This is a genomic window from Nocardioides sp. CER19 (genome assembly GCF_029846275.1).
GTDB lineage: Bacteria > Actinomycetota > Actinomycetes > Propionibacteriales > Nocardioidaceae > Nocardioides.
In genome coordinates this window covers 1,139,083-1,160,860 of the sequence record NZ_JARVWS010000002.1, presented here as the reverse complement: position 1 = coordinate 1,160,860, position 21,778 = coordinate 1,139,083, and the positions used below count along the sequence as shown (strand labels likewise).

The following is a 21,778-nucleotide window of genomic DNA, read 5'->3' as shown; positions in this document are numbered from 1 at the left end:
AGCCGCCCGCCCACAGCTCAACCTGGATCACCAACATCTCCTGACCACAGCCGCAGGCACTGACATCGAGCCGTCATCGCCCAGCGGCGCCCAACCATAGAGGCCATCGTTGCCCACTCCCCCGCGGACGTCAGACACTCGCCGACACTGAAGACGTCCGCCATCAGACAGGTCGCGATCGAGACCCGTACGCGCTCCACTCAGGGTCGATGCCCCGGTGCACCAGCTTGCCGCCGTGTCTTCATCGGGCGGTCTCAGGCCCAGGTCTTGGCGCCAACAGAACAGAAGATGAAGGCACCGTCACGACATCTGTCGTGACGGCGCCTGCACTGGTCCGAACGGCGACCAACCGCTGGATCAGTTCAGATCTTGGCGCAGTAGGTCGGTGAGAGGAGTCGAGGGGATATCCCACAGCACGTCCTCTGAGCCGTCGTTCAGCCTCTCCAGCTGGTCCTCAGTCAGCACCGAGACCCGCCAGTCCGAGAGCGGGGACCAGGTGCCGTCGAAGTGAACCACGACGAGGGACCGAGGAGCGGGCGCGCCGACGAGCGCTCTCGCGACACGCTCGCAAGGGTCGGAGCCCAGGTCGACTGACCGATGCGTCGACGAGCCACGCTCGTGGTCGGATGGCATCTGCTGCGCTTCATTCTCGTTCATGGCGTCAATGGTGTCGGGTCGGGTCGCCGCTGCAATGCCGACCGTCGACCGAAGTCCAGGCGGGCGAACTGCCTCAGCCCGAGCTGGTCCAGCATGCCCGCGGACGCCCGTGGTCCGGCCGCGAGCCGGCGGTCGACCGCCGCTTGCCAAGCGTCTCAGAATCGATCGCGCGCTCGCGGAACGCGCAGCCCCAGGTCGTCGACGATCGGAAAGCTGAACGGTGGGCCTCCGAGCCTTCAGGCTCTGATCGGGACGCGGCTCGTCTCGTACACGTGCCCGCTGATCCGGCAAGTAAGTGCATGCCATCGCGGCGCAAGTGCGCCAGACTCGACGTGATGTCGTGGTCGCAGATCTCCCGTTGACGATGGAACAGGACTGACACGGACAGCTCCGAGCAACCTCCTTGGGCAGCGTCCACATGAGATGCCGCGCGCATGTGGGCCGGCGGACCGCTCCAGAGGCCCACCGGCGGCCGGCGGAGCCGATTAGGGGGCGGCTCCGGGGGCGGTCGAACTACCTAATGCAGCGGCGGATTAGTACGTTTAGCGGGTTTGTTTGGTGCGTTCTGTACGCGGACGCGACTCGGATGCGGATCAACGAACGGCCGACGGAGTCCAGCGTGGATCCTCTCGCCGCAATCGCGAGCAGCAAGGAAGCCAGGACAAACAACACGCCAAAGCCGACCGTCAGTTTGATTAGGAGTCGCGCTGTCGCCGGTAGTGCGAACCAGCGCTCCCACCGTTGCAACCGGCGCTCGAGGTTCGCGACCTTGCTCCGATGGGCGGCCAGTCTCCTCTCGATACCCGTCCAGTCGGGCCGCGATCCCCACTTCGCGCCTGGCTGCCCGGGTTCGTCGTGGTGCCAGCCTGTCACGATTCGGGCCCGAGAACGGAGATGCACCCGCAACACGGCTGAGAAGGCGACGGGCAGTCGCAGGCTCTCAGCCCGGCCCTCGCCATGGCCGAAGCGCTGGGATCACACCGCTCCTCATCGACATCGAACCGAGCGCGTCCTCGGCTTGTGCGCACCGAAATGCAGGAACGGCTCCCGAGCCAGCGCTAGTAGCCGCGGTGACGGCATCGGACCACCGAAGCGGTCGCCTCGTGGCAGACCCGGACGTTGACGGGCCTGTCGCCATACCGGAAACAATTATCTGTGTGAGCGACGCGGGTGACACCGGATGCGGAGACGTCGCGGGACACGCCGAGAGCAGACGTGCTGACAGGGTCGAACCAGCCGTCGAGCCGCGCGCGGCGCTGGCCAGCCGACGTGCCGGCCTGCTTCGGATGGTCTTGGTCGACATGGTCGCACCAGTCGTCGTCTTCCAGCTCTGCCACGCCGCAGGCGCATCCGACGTCGCGGCGCTCGTCGCCTCGTGTCTACCGCCCGCCGTGGGGGTGCTCCACACTTGGAGACGTCGAGGCGGTCTCGAGGTCGTCGGTGTGACAGTCCTCGCCGGCATCGTCCTCTCGATCGCCCTCGGCGCCTGGTCCGACAACCCCAAGGCCGTGCTCCTACAGAGTGCGGCCTTCACGGCCGTGTTCGGCCTCTGCTGCGTGGTTTCCCTCATGTTCCCGAAGCCGCTCATGCTCCGCTTCGGTATCGCCTTGCACGGTGGGCCCGAGACGGCGTCCGGATCACAGCTGGCTACCGACTTCGTGAAGCACCCAGCGGCCAGGCACTTCTGGAGGGTCGTCACCGCCGTGTGGGGGATCGCCTACCTCGCGGACGCAGGTGTCCGAGCCTGGGCCGTGCAGCGGCTCAGCGCGAGCACGTCGCTCACCCTCAACCGCACGCTCCCGTGGCTGCTCACAGCCCTCCTCTTCACCTGGGCATTCCACTGGGCGAGCCGCCTCGAACACGAGCGCGACTTCTGAAGGGATTCGGCGCATCCGGCCCCGTTCGACCCCCGAGCCCGCCCGTCGACACCTGTCGAGAGCACTTCGATGCGCTGCGTGCCGGCTGGGTCCCTAACCTCAGGTGCTCGCGGTGATTGCCTCTCCAGCCCCAACCAGGGCAGGTCCGACTTCCGAGCCGGCCCACAAGACGCCGCCCCGATGCTCGTCCGTACACTCCAGGCCGTGGATGTTGGCGGTCCTGAGTTGCTCCTTGTCCTCATCGTCGCGGTCTTCCTCTTCGGAGCGAAGAAGCTCCCTGACCTGGCGCGCGGAAGTGGCCGCGCCGTGCGCATTTTCCGCGAGGAACTCCGCGGCACCGAGAGACCGGAAGCCCCCGCAACGTCGGAGGAGTGAGCCCGGCCAAAGCCGGGACACCGAGGTCCGCCTTTGACAACCCGAGCCGCGCCGAGGCGGGCCACGAGCTCGGTCATCGTGCGGGCCTATCGCGCGCGCAATGTCGAAAGTTGCCGGCCAGCTCACTCAGGCTCCGGTGGAGCTCACCGCGGCTCGTCCTCGTACATGTGCGCACTGATCTGGCCGGCAAGCTGTTGCCATCGCGGCGCAAGCGGATCGCGTCCCGCAGCGGTGTCGCCAGAGGCCGCGACGCGTGCCAGCAGCGGCCAGAAGCCTGCCGCCCGCTGATGGCCGGTGAGATGCACGGCGCTGTGATGACCGGAGTCGTCACGCAGCACCGCCACATAGTCCGACGTCTCGGCCAAGGAAGAAACGTTGGCCACCGCAGCGCGTCCGATCTCGCGGGCGAGGGCACTCGAGCCGCCCGGCCATAGCTCAACCTTGATCACCAGCATCTGTCGACCATAGGCGCGCCCACCGACAGCGAGCCGTCCAAGCTCAACGGGGTCAGCGCCCACTCCAGCCGGGCGGACGGATCGGCGCTCTACGGAGCAGCCAGTGGGCGGTGCGACCAGCCGAGTAGGAGCCGCAACGTGCCGGCGCTGCCCTCCCGCTCCGTGATCGACGGGCTCCTTCTCCGCGCACCACGCATGAACCCTCGCAACGGCCGGTCTAAGGATCTCCCGGCGCAGGTTTTTCGCATCCAACCGCGACCAGTGAGGCATGGAGCCCTTCGCGTCGACCACGAATCCGGGGGCGAGCGTGATGGCGGGCTCCGTCCCGGCCGGCGGCCGGCGGCGCTCAAGACTGGCGAGTCACGCCGCCCAAAGAGCGTGCCCCAGATGTGCCGAGATCGGCGCCAGCGGCGATGAGAAGGTCGGATGCCGCGGCTGCTGACCAGTAGGTGACCGGATTGCTGCGATGCGCCTCAGCTAGACCCGCGGCGGCCTCGCTCAGCAAGTCGACCCGAAGCCTGCTAGCGGCGCCGGACTGCCGCTCGGTCGCGTTCTCGACGAGTTCGTCGATCGCCGCTTCCTCGTCGAGAGAGATGGTCGGGTTCTGGGCGTCGTGCGCATACCGCGTCGCCGTTCCGCAGAGGCGCGCCACGGTGACCCGGTCGCGATTGAATCCGTGCCGCGACATCTGTTCTGCCCTCCGACCGTGCTCACACAGCGGCACGCCCTAACCGAACTATAGTTCGACGCTGTCGGCTCGGCGTTCAGCTATCCGCCCGCTGCGGGCTCGACACGAGGTAGGTCGTTTGCCGAGCGGAAGTCCTGACTGACACGCACGCCACTCGAAGCCGCCTGGGACTTGGGTCCTGCGTTCGCCCGGAAGCGTTGACGGCCTTTACTTCCACGCTCTTGTATCGGATCGCTGGGACCCTCTGCGACCCTTCTCGGGATTGGATCCGTCATGAGATCAATCGGCATCAGCGTCACTCCTCCCCGCACCTTTGCGCATCGGGCGTTGCGCGTCGTCGTGGCGCTGTGCGTGACGATCTCGTTGTTCGCGGCGGCGGCGCGGGTCCCGGCGGCTGCGGAATCAGCTTCGCCAAGCCCTGATGCGGCGGCGACGCTGTGCGAGTCCAGTTCGGCTGACGGCTTGGCCACCGCGAGCCGCTATGTGGGTGCCTACGTCCCTCCTGGCGCCACCGCGAGCTTCACCGCGTCAGGGACGGTGACGACGGCCGCATACTTCGCCGGCTACCGGGTGGCGCAGTACTACCTCTACCTCGATGCCTCGATGAGCGGCTCGGCCGTGTACAGCACGTCGGGGATCATCGACCAGTACGGCTACCAGCTGCCGCTGACCATCCCGTTCACGAAGAACTTTGGCTCGTGGAAGAACACCACGGGGTCTGACGTGCCGATTCTGCTGGACCTGCATGCACGCGAGGCCGGCCTCGGCGGCGGCGGCATCTCCTGGAACGTGCAGGTCACCATCACCGGAGCCCCCGAGGGGGCCTGCCGGTTGCGCAACGGCATCCCGCTCGCCCAGACCTACGGTGGGCAGTGCGGCTGCGCCAGCGGCTCGACGGCGTACCAGCACCTGACCTCGCGGCCGGTCAACACCGCCACCGGCTCGCTGTATGAGAGCTTCACCGATCTTGCGCTCCCGGGCGCCGGGAAGAGGCTGATCTTCACCCGCGCCTACAACTCCCTCGACACCACTCCCGGCCCGCTCGGGGCCGGCTGGACGTTCGCTTTCAACGCCTCGCTGAGCATCGACGCCGGCAGCGGTGCGGTGACCGTGCGAGCCGAGGACGGCAAGCAGGCCGTCTACACCCTGGTGAACGGTGTCTACCACGCGCCGCCCGGAATGTTGGCGACCTTGGCTGCGGTCTCCGGCGGGGGTTACAGGCTCACCAAGCCGGACCAGTCGACGCTGGACTTCAACGCCAGCGGGCAACTGACCGCGACCAAGGACCGGCTCGGCGCCGGCCTGACGCTGTCCTACAGCGGAGGAAAGCTCGCCACGATCACCGATGCCGCCGGACGAGAGGTGAACCTCACCTTCACCGGCGACCAGTTGACCCGCCTCGACCTCAGCGACGGCCGCCACATCGACTACGCGTACACCGACGGCATGCTCACCTCGGTCACCGACCGGCGAGGCAAGACCACCACCTACTCCTACGACGCCAACCGACGCCTCACGAGTGCCCTGGACCCCAACGGTCACTACCTGTTCCAGAACACCTACGACCCCACCACCGGACGTGTCGTGTCCCAGCTGGACCCGCGGGGCAAAGAAACAACCTTCGGTTGGGACGCAGCAACCCAAACCTCCACAGAGACGGACCCGCGAGGCAACACCTGGACCTACAAGTACGCCTCCAACGTCCTCATCAAGGAGACCAACCCGCTCGGACAGTCGACCGTCTATGGCTACGACGGTCGACTGAACCGAACGCGAGTCACCGATGGGCGGGGCAACATCACCGCGATGACCTACGACGCGGCCGGCAACATGCTGACCCGCACCGGACCAGGCCCCTCATCGGTGCGCGAAACCTGGACCTACACCCCGTTCAACAGCGTCGCGACCTACACCAATGGCCGTGGCAAGACGACCACGTATGAGTACTTCCCCAACCAGCTGCTGAAGAAGAAGACCGACCCGCTCGGCCGAGAAACGACCTACACCTGGACACCGAACGGGCTTCCCGACACCGTCACCGATCCACGCGGCAAGACCGTCGACTTCGACTACGACGACGCCGGCAACCGCACCGCAATGCTCTCCCCCGAAGGCAACCGGACCACCTACGGGTACGACGCCTTCGGCCGCCAGACCTCGATGGTCGAGGCCCGCGGCAACGCCGCCGGAGCGAACCCCGATTCGTTCAAGACCACCTGGACCTACAACGCCAACGACCAGGTCAGCACGATCACCGACCCACTGGGGCACGAGACCACCAACACCTATGACGACGCCGGGAACCTCGCCACCGTGACCGACGCGGACGGCAAGGTCACCAACTATGAGTACGACGCGGACAACCAGGTCACCACCGTCACCGACCCCCGCGGCGCCGAGACCACCACCACCTATGACGACGCCGGGAACGTCGACAGCATCACCACACCGGCTGGTACCACCAGCTACACCTACGACGACGCCAACCGAGTCGCCACCGAAGTCACACCTCGCGGCAACGCGACCGGGGCGACACCGGTCGACTACACGTGGACCTACACCTACGACGCCAACAGGAACCGGCTGACCCAGTCCAACCCGACCGCCGGCACCACCACAACCACCTATGACGAGCTCAACCGGCCCGTCACCGTGACCGACGCACACAACAAAGCCACCACCACCGCCTACGACGCCGACGGCAACACCGTCTCCGTGACCGACCCGCTCAACAACGTCACCACCTACGGCTACGACGACGCCGACCAGCGAACCTCCATGACGGACCCGGCCGGCAAGACCACCGCCTATGCGTACAACCGGTCCGGCAACCAAACGGCGGTCACCTCCCCGCTCGGCAACACCGAGAAGTGGACCTACAACGGCGACGGCCTCAAAGCCACACACATCGATCCGCGCGGCAACGTCACCGGAGGCACCCCGAGCCAGTACACGACCACCTACACCTACGACCCAGCCGGCCACCTCACCTCCGTCGCCGACCCGTTGAACCACGTCGTCAGCTACGCCTATGACCCGGCGGGCAACCTGACTAGCCGCACCGACGCCCGGCACAACACCACGACCTACGGCTACGACGCCGTCAACCGCCTCACCACCGTGACCGACCCGCTGGACACGACGACGACCTACACCTACGACCCGACGGGCAACCTGGCATCACGCACCGATGCGAACAACCACACCACCAACTACGCCTATGACCTCGCCGGTCGCCTCACCGAGAAGACCACCCGCCTGGGGACCTGGAGGTACCGCTACGACCCCGACGGCAATCTCACCAGCACCGAGACCCCCGCAGGTGTCGCCACTGCCACCACCGATGACAGCACCATCCACCGCAGCTATGACCCGCTGAATCGCCTCACCAGCATCGACTACTCCGACGACACTCCCGACGTCACCTACGGCTACGACGAGCTTCACCAAGTCTCGATGACGGACCACGCCGTCCCCGGCGCCGCCAGCGAGACCTACACCTACGACGCCGCAGGAAACCTCACCGACGTCAGCCGCGGCAGCAACACCTTCCACTACACCTACGACGCCAACGGACGAATCACCAGCCGAACCGAACCCGACGGCCGGACAACCGCCCAGACCTGGGACGACGACTCACGATTCACGGCCGTCTCAGACGGAAGCGCCAGCACGAGCTTCTCCTACGACGCGGCCGGCAACCGAACCGAGTCAACCTACGGCGACGCTCGCGAGAGCCGCGGCTACGACGCCGCCGGGAACCTGAACGCGATCGACCAGTGGAGCGGTACAACTCGCGTCGCGGGTCAAGACATCACCCGCGACGCCAACGACAATCCCACCCAGATCACCCGTCAGTACTGGTCCGACGGCAACCACTACAGCGACGGGGAGACCTACACCTACGACGCGGACGACCGAGTCACGAGTGGATGCTGGACCCGGTCCCCGTGCACGCTGAGCGCGGACTCGGGGATCACCTACACCTACGACGCCGTCGGCAACCGCCTCACCGAGACACGCAGCGACGGCGGAACCCAAACAACCACCAGCTACCACTACAACGCCGCAGACCAACTCACCGACACCCACCAACCTGCCACCACCTCCGCCCCCGCGGTCGACAAGCCCTACACATACGACGCCAATGGCAACCAGACGACGGCCGGCGCCAACGCGTACACCTACGACCTCGCCAACCGGCTCACGAGCGCCACCCCCGACACGGGCAGGCCGACCACGACCTACACCTACGACGGGGCAGGCAATCGCATCACCGCCGTCACCGGCACCAGCTCGACCGGCTACACCTGGGACCAGAACTACCCCCTGCCCGAGCTCGTCGCCGAAACCACAGGAACAGCGACCCGCAGCTACCTCGACGACCCCAACGGCGACCCGGTCAGCATCACCAACCCCACCGCCGACGCCGACGCCGACGCCGACGCCGGCACCTACTTCCTCCACACCAACGGCACCGGCTCAATCTCATCGCTCACCGACCCCACCGGAGCCGTCACAGCCACCTACGACTACGAACCATTCGGCGGGCCCCGCTCGACCCCCATCCCGGCGCCCAGCGACCTGGACAACCCGGTTCAGTTCGCTAGCGAATACCTCGACGCCAGCACCGGCCTGTACCACCTCCGCGCCCGTGACTACGACCCCACCACCGGACGCTTCACCTCGCTCGACCCCGTCGCCCAAGACATCACGGACCCCTACGTCAGCGACTACGTCTACGCCAACAACCAACCCACCGTCCTCACGGACCCCAGCGGTCAATGCCCCATGTGCGTCATGGCCCTCATCGGCGCCGCCACCGACCTCGGCATCCAAGTAGCAATCAACATCTCGAACGGCTGCGACCCATTCCACGACATCAACTGGAGCTCCGTGGCGGCCTCGGCACTCCTGGGCGCCGTCGGCGGAGAAGACGTGGCTCAGCTACTCAGATTCGTGCGAGGTGCTCGCGCCGCAAAGGCTGGCACCGCTCTTCGCAAGGTGGGCGATGCTCTGGAGTCGGTCGACGACGTCATGGCCAATCCCTCCCTTCTGAGAGGTCGCCACCCCGCGCTCATCGAGAACATTCTCAAGGACACGCCGGGGTGGAAGATCGAGAAGCTCAGCAGGGGCTCCAAAGCGGGCCGGGGTTGGGTGTTCCGCCAGTACACCGACACCGGCAATCCCACGGGACTGCAGCTTCGCTGGCACCCTGGGGGCGGGCACCATGGACCAGATCCCTATTGGCGTGTGATCGGTCCCACCGGGGACCTGGGAGGAATCATTCGATGACGACTTCGGCATCCCTTCAGGCACTGGCTCACGCCCTGGACCGGCTCGCCTGGGCTGCTTCCGAGCAGACCGAATACCTCAGCGCCCTGGGCGTTGCGGATCTGACCGACGAACTCGCACTCGAGTTCGACGACATTTATCGACCACACGCCTCCCAACTCGAGGCGATCTCGCCGGAATCCGCCGCTACGTGCCAAGACCTGCAGTCGCTGCTCTCCAGTGACAAGCTCGGCTGGACCTTTGCCGACCTCCAATCGCCCGAGTGGGATCGGGTGCGCACCTTGGCTGCTGCGGCTTCCGACGCGCTCGCCCGTGATGCAGCAGGAGATTTGCGACGTGACGGCCCCAGGCCCGGGAGTGCGTCATGAAGAACGCAGCGCTATACGCCATCGAGCGTCAAACTCTGGGACAAGGATACGTCTTCAGTCACGGGATGATGCGGTCAGCGCACGCTGTCGTGAGCGTGCTCATCGGCGGATCCGCGTACCCGGCTGCCTAGCGCGCGTGACCCAGGAGGGACACAAAGCCCGGTGAGATGCTCAACGTAGCGAGCGTCGCCGGTTGCCGATCGCACGAACCCTTGGGACGGCCACATCGCCGCATGTGTCTGGGAGATCGCGTCGTTGAGTCGCCGAGTCGCTCGCTTGATGCGGGAGGGGCAACTCACCCGGCACTACCTTCGAACCTGTCCCGTCTGCGGGACGTGCCCGCCCAAAGATTCTCGGTGCGTAGGCGCCAAGTCAAGGCGCCGTGTGCGGCCCGGCGGCGCTGGGTTCTGACCGACTTGCCGCCGTCCGGCCGGTGCGCCAACGTCGAGCCGCGGCTGTCTGCTCAAGTAAGTCGCGTCGGAACCAGAGCCGGCGGCCGACTCGGGTATGCGGCAATCGTCCCGCTCGTGCGAGTTGTCCGACGCGCGGCCTGCTAATGCCGAGCACCAGTGCCGTCGTCGTGGCGTCGAGCCACACGTGCCCGTCTTGGGGTGGCCGTGCCAGGTCGGCCGCTTCTTCTCGGGCTCGGTCCCGGCGCTTCAGCTCGAGGCGGCGCTGCCGTTCAAATGCCTGCTGCTGCCTGTGCCACTGCTCGCTCCAGGCCAAGACGCTGGCCCGGTCCAGCGACGGCGCCCACCGCGGCAGACCCGTGCGCTGGATGATGTCGCCGGCGTGCGCGGCCTCGACGATCCGCTCCCGAGGTATCCCCGTCAGCTCGGCGGCGGTGTCGAGGGAGAGCCACGGCTGCTCGCGCAGCACCGCGAACCGTGTGCGTGGCCGGCCGCTCATGGCGTCATGGTCCCGGTTTTCGCTCGAGGCGACCAGACCCGGTGCCGTCTTAGCAGTAGCCCCAGATGCCGCGGTGTGCGCGCTTGGCGGTTGCCTGGGTGTGCTTGTACGCAGGCGTCCGTTTGAACGGCTTGTGGTTGTAGACGTACACCCTCGCCAAGCCAACCCGGACGAGGGTCTTGCCGATGTCCTTGCCGCTCTTGGAGACATAACGCAGGGAGCGGCCGTAGCGGTCCTTGAGCTGCTGGGTGGTGTCGGAGGTCAACAGCACCTTGGTCCCGCGCGGCAGGAGGTGCCTGGCGCGAGCCGATGCCTGCGGGCCACCACACTGCACGCCGCCGTAGACCTCGGGGGTGTCGATGCCGAGGACGCGGATGCGGACCTTGTGGCCGTGCAGGCGGACGTCATAGGTGTCGCCGTCGACGACGCGCAGGACGCGGGCGTAGTCGCGTCGCGTCGTCTTCTTGGACTTGTGGCTGGCTGTCCCGGCCGTCCCACCGCCACCGCCGGTGTTGGTCGAGCAGGGGCACGGGTTGGAGTCGCAGGCGATGCCGTCGCCGTCGGCGTCGAGCCGGTCCGGATCCGAGGACGGCCCGCCGAGGGAGATGAAGTAGCTCTGCGCATCGGCCTGCGTGGCGAAGTCGCTGCAGTCCTTGTCGGTGTGGGCCGACGCGGGGCTCGCGGCGGTCAGCACGGTGGCGCCGGACAGGGCGAGGAGCAGTGCGGTCAGGCTCCCGAGGACGTGTCGCATGTGGTGACTCCAGGTTGAGGCGGAGCCACGAGAGTAAAGACGGACCTGTCCCGCTGTCCCGCGAACCCAGACTTCCCGTGGCGTGATGCCCGAGTTTAGGTATGCCTCGGCCGGGTGGAGCCGAGAGGCGTTGCTGCGCGGGTCGGCGGGTGCCGGCTAGTCGGCGAGGAGATTCCCGCCGGGCCGATCCCTGACGAGGCGTCGCGTGTCCTCCTCGACGACGTCCGAACGCGACGGCTGTGCTTTTTCGCCGGGCGGTCCAGGTTCCTAGCACCGCCTCGGCGCGAGGTTCCACGCGGTCGCGCGCCTGGCTTGCGTCGGTTCGTCTCACCTGTGGCCGCGATGCAGATCACGGACCAGGTCGTCACGGTTGACGTCGGCGCCCGGTCGGACCTTCATGACATCGCATGGAAGGGAGCCGGTCGTGGTGGACATCTTGATGATCTGCCCGCGGTGCGGCGGGGAGATCACCGTCTACATGGACCGCGCGGTCCTTCGCGTCGACGTCGAGCCGCGCCCGATGGCCGAGCTGCTCTACCGCTGCCCCGCCTGCGGGCAACCGAGCGTCAGCACGGTCCACAGCGCGCTGCTGGCCCAACTCCTGCTTGTCGGTGTTGTACCGGTCGCGCTTGCCGAGCCGCGCCTGGACAGGGCGGATCTGCCGCCGGCGGGTCCGCCGTTCACCCGAGAGGACGTGCTCAGCTGGCACGAGCAGCTCGATGGGGTCGACACGGTCGCTCCGTGGGAGTGATCGCGCCAACCCCGCCGTTCACTTGGCCGATCCAAGGTCTTCCGATTCACGGCGGCGCGTGTCGGGGTACCAGACCTGGCCCTCGTGCCTGAACCCGTAGCCCGGCTGCTGGACCGAGCGCAGCGAGACGATGTCGCGGCCGAGGAAGACGGCCAACGCCCACACGGCCAGCACCCGCAGCTTCCGCTCCCAGGTCGGGATCGCCAGCACGTGGTAGCCGCGGTGCACGAGCCACGCCAGGAAACCCCTTGAGCACGATCGGGCCGCTCTCAAAGACGCCGTCGCCCAGACCCAGTGTGGCGATCACGCCGAGGCTGCCATGCCGGTAGGGCTGTGTACACCGGCCGCGGATCACCGCCACTAGGTTCTTCGCCAGCCGCTTGCCCTGGCGCACCGCGTGCTGGGCGTTGGGCACCGTCAACGCCGACCCACCGACCGCGAGATCGGGCACGGCTGCCGCGTCACCAGCGGCCCAGGCCCCCGGCAGGGGTGCGGCCCTGGTGCCGACCTGCAGGTCAGGCCGTACGACGATGAGACCGCGTTCGTTCGTGGGCAGGTCCGTCCTCTTGGCGATCACCGGGTTCGCGGCGATGCCGGCCGTCCACACGATGAGCCCCGACTCGAACCGCTCGCCGGTGGACAGCTCGACGACACCGTCACACACCGACGTCACGGTGGTGCCCAGGTGCACCGTCGCGCCCTTGTGGGTCAGCCGCTTCGCAACCCACCCGCTGACCGACCGGCTCACCTCAGGCAGGATGCGACCGGCGGCCTCCACCAAGTGGAACCGCAGCTCGGCCGGGTCGATGCCGTACCGCTTCCTGGCGACGGCACGGGCGAGACTGAACAACTCCGCGAAGCCCTCGACGCCCGCGAAGCCGCCGCCGACGAACGTGACCGTCAGCAGCCGGTCGCGATCCGGTCCCGGTGGGAGGTCTGCGGCGATGTCGAGCGAGCTGAGCAGCGTGTCGCGGATGCGGCGCGACGGTCATCTTCATCGGTGCCGCCGTCGCCATCCTCGGCTTCCCGCGTGCCCTCCCACAACGAGATGCCGACGCCTTCGTCCCCGTCCGCCTGACACTCGGACGGTTCCTCGCCCTCGGCCTGGAGTTCCAGCTGGCCAGCGACGTGCTTCGTACCGCCATCGCACCCAGCTTCGAGGAACTCGGGAAACTGGCCGCTGTCGCGGCCATTCGAACGGCACTCAACTTCTTCCTGGCACGCGAGATCCGCGAAGAGCAGCGAACACTCGCCGAGAAGCGTGCCATCGGCGCCCGAGGCCCCGCAGGTCGCCGACATGTTGGTTGGAATGTTAGAAGCCGCCGCAACGCTTCTGGTCGCAGCGGCACTCGGCACGGCTGCTCTGGTCTTGATCACCACCGGCTCGATCCGCACGGCGCTGCCCGTCCTGCTCGACCTTCTCGCCGCTGCCGGTGTCATTCGACTCGCCAGTGCGAACACATGGGCCGCGGTCGGCTCCGCCGCGCTCGTCGTGGTGATCCGCAAACTTACGGCGGCAGGACTGATCCATTCCGATGATTCTGCCTCCGCCGCACCACTGGCATGGCTCCCTGCATGCCTTCGAGGGCTTCTCGAGCGGTTGCGGTCGCGCGAAGGTGAAGCTTGCAGCAGGTGAGGGCCTGCGTCGCTCCGCCGCCGCTGAGGAACGCATGTATCTGCCGTTCTCCGCTCGGTCCGGAGGTCGCCTCATACCGCTCATGCCGATGACCGTGCGTCGGCGAACTAGCGCTCGGGTGCGGACTTCTCCTGCAGGGCATGGTCTGCCCGCTGCCGGGGCTGCCGGTCGTACCGCCTCAGCGCGTACACAACTCCGCCCAAGGGAATGAGGGCTGAGACAGCCGATTCGCACTGATAGCGAAGCGACAAGACCTCCGTTGCACTTCGAGCCTTGCGTGCCCAGCCTTTACGAACCGGCGCTCGAGCTAATCGCTAACTCGCGACACCGACTCCTTCGCAGTCCTCCACATGCGGCGTAATTCGCGCCGGGCGGGACCGAAAAAGTATGCCATGACTGGGCGACGGGCGAGTTCTGCTGATACGACGGCTAACTCTGGGCGATATTTGAGTCCTCTCGCCTCGTGCTCATGCTTGTAGATCGCTACCGCTTCAGCATGGCTGATTCTTCGACGCCGGGATGCAATCTCGGTCGTGGCGGCCGCGAGTGCATCCTCATAGAGAGCCATCGTCGCCATCGACTCTTGATGAACTCTTGCAAGACCGGCTTCCAATGACTGCTCCGAACGGGCCCGTAGCGAGCTTAAATCAGTCGAACTAGTGGCGTCACCGTTGCGAGCGCCATCGTCGTGAGCCTGCCCTTCATCCATTACCAAACTCCTAGGCCGACAGGTCGGTGTTCATTCACACGGCAAGACAGGCTTAGAGCCACACCGTCCAGTATAGCGGCTTACCCGTGAATTGATGGATTGGCTTGTAGGTGCGGCACCTCCAATAGCCGGGGCACGAGTATGTCTGGTCAAAGTACTTCACAACCTGCTTGTATTCGTATCCGACCTTCTTGTGGTCCCTTACGCGGTATATGGTGCGCGCGTGCAGATATTCATGCATGATGTACCGATGCATGCTCCCGCGCTTAATCGGGCCGTATTTTTCGATATGACCCCTCCACTCCCCGACGGTTATGAAATCGTCCACGAATTCCCATCTCGAGAAGTAAACGTCATCGTCGCCGGATCGAGTCGGTCCCTCTCCTGATTCGTCGGAAGTGCTGATCGGATCTAGCGGGTAGGTGTATGCATTGGCGTTGGCGCCAACGACGGGGTCCGTCGACAAGAATCGACCAGTCGCCGGACTGTAGAGCCGCACTCCCATGAGCGCGAGCCCAGCGACGCTGTTGTTTGACCGCTGGCTAGCACCGAGCCAACCATACGGCTGCATCTCTTTTGCGAGGTCGCGAGGAGCGCCGAACTCTGTGCTTTCTGCGTAGCTGCCAAGCAAATCATCAACTGTCCCATCAAACGGGACCGCAGCAACGACATCACCGTCTAGATTCGTCAGTTGCAGCGTGACCTGACCGAGACTCGATACGACAGCGCCGAGCCCTCCCCTGGGAGCGAGTATGTATGCTTCCCAGACTGACGCACCTGCGCTAGACGGCGTAGTGCTGGTCCACGATGGCGCATCACTATCGCCGTCGAAATGGTTGGTCACCGTGGTCGCTACTGCCGAGCCACTCGCGCCCACGACGGTGGTCTGTTCTGCGAAACGGTTCTGTTGGACGTCGAGTGTGAAGTCGACCTGAAGAGCGTTGGTACCGCTGCCTTGGTTCTGAGTGGCCGCGAGGTCGTTGTCGAAATATTCGAAAGTGGCCTGCCCGGTGGCGGTGGCCGAGGAGCCACTTGCAGTCGCATCGCTGCCTGGCAGAGTGAGGGTCCGGCCCATGGGGTCATAACTGTAGGCACCGTCGCTACCGTTGCTGGACGCCACGATGCGGTCGGCGCTGTCGTAGGTGGAGGTGACAGCGGATGCGCTGGTGCTCGTCGAGCAGGCGCCCCCGGTGGCCGCCGGGTAGGTCTTGAGGCTAGTGCGGTTGGAGTGCTGGTCGTACCCGTAGATCCTCGTGGTGCAGGTGGTGCTGCCAGTTCCGCTAATAGGGGGGTTGACGGTGTCCTGGACCTTGGTGAGCCGACCGGCGGGGTCGTAGGCGTAGGTCTGGTTCGAGGCGGCTGACGCGCTCAGAGTGGCAGACTCGGCGACGATGCGACCGCCAGTGCCGGCGGTATGACTGAATGCCATCCACGTCGCACTCGCTCCGTCTGAGCTCTTTGTGTACTTCAGCGTGGTGGCGTTGCCGGTGTTGTCGTACGTAGTCGTCGCGGTCAGTCCGTTCGGGTAGCCCTGGGTAACTTGGGCACCCGCAGCGTTGTAGGCAGCTGTGAAACCGAACGTGGCGGTTGTGCCGCTGAGGTCGAGGTTCCCGTCGCTGTCCGTGGACCCGCTGGAGCCGAGAATGCTCGCCGACGTTGGGGTTGAGGCGTGGCGCTCGACGCTGACCATGCCCCGATGCTCTGCGGAGCTGTCAAAGTCCCAGGTAGTCGCGCCCTTGGCATCGACGATCGAGACGGCTCGCCCGACGATGTCGTAGCCGGTGTAGGTAGTCCGCTCGCTGGTTGTCCCGGGCGAGGCGTCCGTATAGGAACTGACCTGCCCCACGCCGTTGTAGCTGGTGGTGATGGTCTTGGCCGAGCTGCCGGTGCCGGTGGTCTGGGTGATCGGGCGGCCGGTGGTGCTGCTGTAGCCGAAGGTGACATCGGGAACCGGCTTGCTGCCGGGTGTGTTAGTCGTGGCGATAGCGGTCTTGACGATCCGGCCGGCGTCGTCGTAGATGGTGGTCGTAGTTCGGGTAGGCGCACCTGAGCCGCCTGCGCCGGTGGAGCCGGCGCTGGCATAGGTCTCCGTGGTCTTCGTAGGGTTCCCGTAACTGTCGTAGACGGTGAGGACGGTCGGGAGAGGCGCGTCGGCGAAGTCACCGGTGGGTTGCCCACCGGGGCTGGTCTTGCAAACCAGGCCGGCCCAGACGGCCGAAACACACTCGCCGCTGCTGCCGCTCGCGGGCGCGGTGTAGTAGATGGTCGTCGTCGTGCGTGGACTTGTCCCTGCCGCATCACCCGTCGCGTTGCCAGGCAGACGCGCCTCGGTCACGCGGCCGTCTGGGTCGTAAACAGTGGTGGTGACCAGATCCTCGCTCGAGGGGCTGGCGCCCATCTGGAGGGTGCTGCTGGTGGCCCGCCGGAGGTTCCAGCCGGTGAAGTCGACAGTCTTGCCCCCGGCACCACCAACGCTGATGGTGCCGTTCATCGACCCGACTGGGTCATAGCCGTAGCGCTGGATGCTGACGTCAGTGTTATCGCTGGTGGTGTTCGCGATATCGGCCTCCGTGGCGGTGTCGTACACGGTCGTCGTGACCGTGGTCGGGAGCCGGAAGGCATTCCCGTTCGGGTCGAGGCCGTTGTTGGGTGCGCCCTGGTCGTACTCGGTGTGTACGTGGACTCGACCATGCACTGCGGTGCCGTTGGCGAGCTGGATGGGGTGGGTGGGGCCGTAGGTGTCCGTAACCTTGCCAGGATCCAAGGCGTCGTAGAGGGCCGTGTCGGCGAGCATGTCGGCACGTTGAGCCGCGGTCGCACCGGCGGCGGCGAACGCGTCGGTGTCAGGGGTGGTGGTGATCGCCTGGGCGCGGTTGTCCGCGCTCAACCGCCATACCGCGTTCCCGACTGCGTCGTACTGGGTGGTGTCGATCAGCCAGGCACCTGTGCCGTCGGTGACGCTGCGTTGCCCCCAGTTGCTGGTGTTGGTCTCTCGCCCGTTGACGTCGAGGTAGTGCAACGTCGCGTACTTCCAGTCTTCGCCGCCGCCAGCGTCGATAGTCACGGGTGTGGCGGGGTCTCCGCTCGGGACATGATCGGCGCCGAAGACCGCTGTGCCGTTGCCCTCAGCGGGCACGCTCCGGGTTTGTCCCCAGGTCTTGGTATTCGTCATCGTCATCGGCGGCAACCCGCTCCCGGTGAGCGGGAGGTCGTAAACGATGCTGGTTGTCGCGGTCTTACTAACAACCCCTGAGACGGGGTTGCCTACCGGCATGTTGCGCTGAATCTTGCTCAGGCGGCCGTCGCTGTCGTAGACCAGCGACCAGGCTTCTTCGCCGGGTGGGGCGATGCTGGCCAGCCGGCCCGCGTTAACGCCGGACGCCAAGTAGGAGTAGGTCGTCTTGAGGGCTTCCCCGGAAACGCTCTGATCGCGAGGGTCCCATGCCTGACTGAGTCGTCCGGCGCTGTCGTAGGCGTACTTAGCGACTGTGATCAGATTCGTGGCGGTAGGCGACTGAGGTATCGACAGTTCGATGCCGTCGAGACGGTCACCAGCGCTCGTGTAGTTAAACAGGAGCGACCGGCAGCCCGGGGTGGTGTCGGCGTTGGCGTCGGTACACGTGACGTTCGCGGGCCCCGGCGCCAAGATCCGCTTCACTTGGCCTGCGCCGTTGTAGCTGTAACTCGTAGTGGTGTTGTTGCCGGGTTCGACAACCTTGCTGACCGTGCCGCGGGCGGGTTGCCCACTGACCGAATCGGCCAGCGTGAAGATCGTCTGGGTTCCATCGTCCTCGGACATGGTGACCAGCTTTGGCTGAGTGCTGTCCCACGTGACGACTACCCCGTCTCCGGCCGCGTCACCTACACCGGTGTAGGGGGTTACAGTTTCGGTGGCGAGCCCGGCCTGATAGACGTAGCTGGCGCCGTCGGTGTCGGTGAAGGTGAAGTATCCCTTGGCGTGGTTGTCGGTCACCGTCATGGTGGCTGCGCCGGTACTCGGGCCGGTCAGATCGGCGCTCCAGCCGGGCCCGAAAATTCCTGCCGCCGGTGAGGCTCCTGACCCTGCGGTGCTCGCCATCGTGGAGTTTGGGGCCTTGTAGGTGGTCAGCGTGCGGCCGACCTCGAGCCCGCCGAGGGAGGAGGCTGCAGCGGCGTCGACCGCGCTGATCTGGTAGTCGCCAGTTAGCAGCGACAACTCGCCGGGACCGACCGTGGTGGTTGCGCTGGCATACCCGAACGCCGCGGGGGCGTAGGTGAAGGCCCACAGCACCCCGCACCGTAGGGCGGTATCGGTGGCCGTCGCGCCATAACAGGCTTGGACCTGCACCATCTGCCCGCTGGTGGGGGCAGCGCGCAGGTCACCCAAAGTAGCCTTCAGGTTCCAGGTGTAGGGCGTGAACGTCGCACTCGTGCCAGTCCCGGTGGCCGAGACCGGCCAAGTGGAAGGGTGGACGCCGCTGCTGTTCACGACGTGCGCGGGCGGCACCTGTATGAACGGGCCGCTGGTCTGGGTCCGATATCGGTAGGTCACCCATGGTCGCCCGGCCGCGATTCCCACCGGCGAGGCGTCCAGCACGACCGACTTCTGGGTGGCGGTCTGCCCACCCGCAACCACCGCGTCGGTGGTGATGTACCAGCCCTGGATGTCGATGTAGACCGAGATCGGGTTGGGCCCGTAGTTGTAGAGCACCACGCCACCACCGGTGCCCAGCGGGATGGTGGCGAAATTCGACCGCGTCGCGCCCGGCTGGTAGTTCAGCACAGCTGTACCCGGGTTGGTCTGGTCATCACCCCACACCCCCAGGCTGCCGCCCCCGGTACTGGTGGTCTGACGGACCTGAATGTTAACCACAGCGGCGTTAATGCCCGACCCGATCGTTGGGACCCCCTGCACCCCCGCGATCGGCACCGTGGAAGTGGAGTTCGCATTCACGGTGAAGTTAGTCAGCACTCGCGCCGAGGCGGGGGTGAACGCGGCGATGCCCTGACTGCTGCTGTTCGGATCCAGCGCGGTGTAGTAGCCCACCACATTGACCATCAAGTCGATGGTCGAGCCGGCTGCCAGCCCGGTCGCGACCTTGATCTGCCCGCTCGGCGACAAGTCCACGGTCGACGAGACGGAGGTGTTCACCCCGTCACCGGCCGCGAAGTTCAAGCTCACTGTGGGCGCCGTCGCATCGGCCGGGTAGGGGTTGATGTAACCCGAGCCGGCAGCGTGGTTGAGGATCTCGAAGTTCAACACGACTGCGGAAGCATTCGTCGGGACTCCGCCGTAGCCGCCCACGTTCACGGTCAAGACCGAGGTTGACGTCAGGACAGCCTTCGGGGAACCCACACCGGTGACCGTGTTCATGATCCGAGCCGGCGCCAGTGAGGGCACATAGCCGCCAGCGGCCGTCGTACCCGAGGTGAAGTAGCCCTGCACGTCGATGATCATGTTGATGCTCGTGTCGGTCTCGACGTCAAACCCACCATTGGTGCCCAAGGCGACGATCGCGGTGTTCGAGACCGAGCCAGTCACCCCAGTGTGATACGTCAGCGCACCCCACGAGTTCGCACCCCCCGTGGGACGCACGTGCACGCTGCCGGCCGCCGCGGGCGTCACCGCGATCAGCGTAACCTGGACGGCGTCCACTCCCGAGGACGGGATGCCGAACTTGCCCATCGCCATCGGGTAGTACGTACGCCATCCATAGGGCGTCGTCGGCCCGGTGTAGCCACCCACACCGTTCGTGCTGTCCACGAGCCGACCAACCGCAGGCACGAACATCCCGCCATTGCCCGTGACCACCGCATCGGCCCGCGACACCAACGGTGAGGAACCCGGAGCCACCACCAACACAGCCTGCAGGACCCCGGTCACCATCAGTGCCGCCAGGAACGTTCGAACATGCCTCGCACCCCGGCGCGGGGTGATCCGGCTGGTCGGGTACGGCGAGACGGGCTTCTTCAAGCGCAACGAACGCATGGCGAGAGGGCCTTCCGAGATAGACGCACCCTGGTTAACCCGCCAGGAACGAGCGTGAAGATCGTGACGGAAGCGGACATTGGCAGCACGACCAGCGTGGTGTCAACGTCGCTTCGGCTGCCGCGCAGCGCGCCCAGCTCCCCGCGCACTACTCGACGACCGCGCAGAGGTGAACCTGACCAAGGTCCGCGACGCCATCCGCTCGAGGACCTTCGTGCTACCCAATCAAGCTTGGACGAACCGCCTCCTGGGACTGATGCGGCACCGCCTCAACGGCTACGACGACCCGATCGCCTACAACCACCTCCTGCGCGAGCACGCCCAGAACAACGCCCGTCAGGGAGCCCAAGCACACACCCGCGACCCAAAAAGGAGAGCCCTCAGTCAGGGCGTCCCGATGGCTGGCGCACCGGCCTTCACTCTCGGGATACGGGCCGCAGCGCGCGGTGTCGCCTCGCCGTGTCCACATTGACCAGGACGAAGCCCGCGACCAGGAGGATGGCGCCTAGCCACCAGGCCCTCGTGGTGTGCAGCGAGGCACCGACCAGGAGCGAGAACCGAGCCAACGTGAGGGCGTGAAGTCGCGCCACTTCAGGACTTGCGCGTCTTCCTCCGGCCGTCCTGACCACACGATCGGAGGTCGTCGGCGAGGCTCTCGTCGCCCCGCCCACTCGCACCCCTTGAGCATGCCGACCCGGACGGGGAGACCAGATTCGGACGCTCCCCGCGCTATCTCAAACGGGCCGGGCGTGCCAGGGCGACGGTCCCGTCTGAGGTGTGCCGGCCCGCGCAAACATCGTGATGGTGCCGACGGCCACGTGGAGAAATCGCTACGGCAAATTTCCGTCGGGTCCGAGCAGCCGAACTACACCTACGTTCATGAGGTTTGTCATGACTGTGCTTATGACCCCCGGCTCCGGTCGCGCGACGTGCAGTGCAACGACCCCTCTAACCTCGCAATGTCCACGTCGCGGCACCGACGCACTGTCGCTGCCGTACTGCGGTGACGCCCCGCGTCAGTGCGTCGAGTTGAGGTCGGGCGGGACGCCGCCGTCTGTCGCACTGGAGCATTTCATCGTGGAGCGATCTTGCCGAACGCTGCGTTCGCGTGGCACCGTCAGGAGGTCGCGCACCCGTCGTGACGCTGTCGGAGTATGTGTGCGAATGTCCGGTCCCACCCGCCTGGATCAAGTGCAGCACCTGGTGCAGCAACCTGGTGCACGAGCGGTTTCGCGCGGGGACCGACCGCCTCCTCATGGCGTGACCGAAGCGCTGCCGCGTCTCCCCGCTACACAGGTGAAGGACCCCTCACAGTGAACTGTGAGGGGTCCTTCGGTTT

At 66.2% G+C, this 21,778-nt stretch carries 14 protein-coding genes; 6 read left to right on the top strand and 8 right to left on the bottom strand.

The features are described 5' to 3' along the window. Positions 1-357 precede the first annotated feature (357 nt). Positions 358-657, bottom strand: a complete 300-nt coding sequence (locus tag QDS12_RS14050; protein ID WP_279879758.1) for a hypothetical protein — start codon at positions 655-657, stop codon at positions 358-360. 1,103 nt (positions 658-1,760) lie between these two features. Here QDS12_RS14050 and QDS12_RS14045 point away from each other — a divergent pair. Together QDS12_RS14045 and QDS12_RS22675 are read left to right on the top strand one after the other, a co-directional pair. Then, positions 1,761-2,534 (top strand): VC0807 family protein, encoded by a 774-nt coding sequence (locus QDS12_RS14045; protein WP_279879757.1) that lies wholly within the window; start codon positions 1,761-1,763, stop codon positions 2,532-2,534. Between the two features lie 69 nt (positions 2,535-2,603). Further along, positions 2,604-2,909: a twin-arginine translocase TatA/TatE family subunit gene (locus QDS12_RS22675; protein WP_347882183.1), complete on the top strand. Its 306-nt coding sequence runs from the start codon at positions 2,604-2,606 to the stop codon at positions 2,907-2,909. Positions 2,910-3,052: 143 nt separating this feature from the next. Here QDS12_RS22675 and QDS12_RS14035 read toward each other — a convergent pair whose 3' ends face one another. Together QDS12_RS14035 and QDS12_RS14030 are read right to left on the bottom strand one after the other, a co-directional pair. Further along, the gene (locus QDS12_RS14035) at positions 3,053-3,364 is read right to left on the bottom strand and encodes a hypothetical protein (RefSeq protein WP_279879751.1); all 312 of its coding nucleotides are present in this window, start codon (positions 3,362-3,364) and stop codon (positions 3,053-3,055) included. A 346-nt stretch (positions 3,365-3,710) separates the two neighbouring features. After that, complete coding sequence (locus QDS12_RS14030) at positions 3,711-4,088, bottom strand: hypothetical protein (protein ID WP_279879749.1); 378 nt, start codon at positions 4,086-4,088, stop codon at positions 3,711-3,713. A 426-nt stretch (positions 4,089-4,514) separates the two neighbouring features. On the opposite strand from QDS12_RS14030, the gene QDS12_RS14025 reads away from it, so the two are divergent. Next, the gene (locus QDS12_RS14025; RefSeq protein WP_279879747.1) at positions 4,515-9,347 is read left to right on the top strand and encodes a DUF6531 domain-containing protein; all 4,833 of its coding nucleotides are present in this window, start codon (positions 4,515-4,517) and stop codon (positions 9,345-9,347) included. After that, positions 9,344-9,715 (top strand): hypothetical protein, encoded by a 372-nt coding sequence (locus tag QDS12_RS14020; protein ID WP_279879746.1) that lies wholly within the window; start codon positions 9,344-9,346, stop codon positions 9,713-9,715. The genes QDS12_RS14025 and QDS12_RS14020 overlap by 4 nt, the downstream gene beginning before the upstream one ends. Before the next feature lie 372 nt (positions 9,716-10,087). Here QDS12_RS14020 and QDS12_RS14015 read toward each other — a convergent pair whose 3' ends face one another. After that, the gene (locus QDS12_RS14015; protein WP_279879745.1) at positions 10,088-10,624 is read right to left on the bottom strand and encodes a helix-turn-helix domain-containing protein; all 537 of its coding nucleotides are present in this window, start codon (positions 10,622-10,624) and stop codon (positions 10,088-10,090) included. Positions 10,625-10,673: 49 nt separating this feature from the next. Then, positions 10,674-11,375, bottom strand: coding sequence for a thermonuclease family protein (locus tag QDS12_RS14010; RefSeq protein ID WP_279879743.1), 702 nt, complete (start codon positions 11,373-11,375; stop codon positions 10,674-10,676). 424 nt (positions 11,376-11,799) lie between these two features. Between QDS12_RS14010 and QDS12_RS14005 the strand changes: the two genes are divergently transcribed. Further along, positions 11,800-12,126: a hypothetical protein gene (locus QDS12_RS14005; RefSeq protein WP_279879741.1), complete on the top strand. Its 327-nt coding sequence runs from the start codon at positions 11,800-11,802 to the stop codon at positions 12,124-12,126. Between the two features lie 46 nt (positions 12,127-12,172). On the opposite strand, the gene QDS12_RS14000 is transcribed toward QDS12_RS14005, so the two are convergent. Beyond that, on the bottom strand, positions 12,173-12,976 hold the full coding sequence (locus QDS12_RS14000; protein WP_279879740.1) for an FAD-dependent oxidoreductase: 804 nt from the start codon (positions 12,974-12,976) through the stop codon (positions 12,173-12,175). A 50-nt stretch (positions 12,977-13,026) separates the two neighbouring features. Next, positions 13,027-13,425, bottom strand: a complete 399-nt coding sequence (locus QDS12_RS13995) for a hypothetical protein (RefSeq protein ID WP_279879738.1) — start codon at positions 13,423-13,425, stop codon at positions 13,027-13,029. A gap of 10 nt (positions 13,426-13,435) precedes the next feature. On the opposite strand from QDS12_RS13995, the gene QDS12_RS13990 reads away from it, so the two are divergent. Further along, positions 13,436-13,762, top strand: coding sequence for a hypothetical protein (locus QDS12_RS13990; protein WP_279879736.1), 327 nt, complete (start codon positions 13,436-13,438; stop codon positions 13,760-13,762). Between the two features lie 761 nt (positions 13,763-14,523). On the opposite strand, the gene QDS12_RS13985 is transcribed toward QDS12_RS13990, so the two are convergent. Further along, positions 14,524-20,424, bottom strand: a complete 5,901-nt coding sequence (locus QDS12_RS13985) for an RHS repeat-associated core domain-containing protein (protein ID WP_279879734.1) — start codon at positions 20,422-20,424, stop codon at positions 14,524-14,526. Between the last annotated feature and the right edge of the window lie 1,354 nt (positions 20,425-21,778).